This window comes from Paraburkholderia sp. SIMBA_053, assembly GCF_046534895.1.
In the GTDB taxonomy this organism is placed as follows: Bacteria; Pseudomonadota; Gammaproteobacteria; order Burkholderiales; family Burkholderiaceae; genus Paraburkholderia; species Paraburkholderia caledonica.
Genome location: NZ_JAWRXU010001926.1, coordinates 1 through 229 on the forward strand (window position 1 = coordinate 1; position 229 = coordinate 229).

Annotated in this window: 1 protein-coding gene; it reads left to right on the forward strand. The window is 61.1% G+C overall.

The genetic code is table 11. The annotated features are described in order from the left end of the window. Nucleotides 1–229: thiamine pyrophosphate-dependent enzyme (locus tag SB753_RS42260; protein WP_410805851.1), on the forward strand; the 229-nt coding region annotated here is incomplete at both ends.

The following is a 229-nucleotide window of genomic DNA, read 5'->3' on the forward strand; positions in this document are numbered from 1 at the left end:
GACTATGCGCGCGCCATCATCGACATGTATCAGCCGCGCAAGCGCTTTGACTCGGGTACGTGGGGCGTGATGGGCATCGGCATGGGCTTCGCGATCGGTGCAGCCGTGACGAGCGGCAAGCCGGTGCTCGCGATCGAAGGCGATAGCGCGTTCGGCTTCAGCGGTATGGAACTCGAAACGATCTGCCGTTACGACCTGCCCGTGTGCACGATCATCTTCAACAACAACG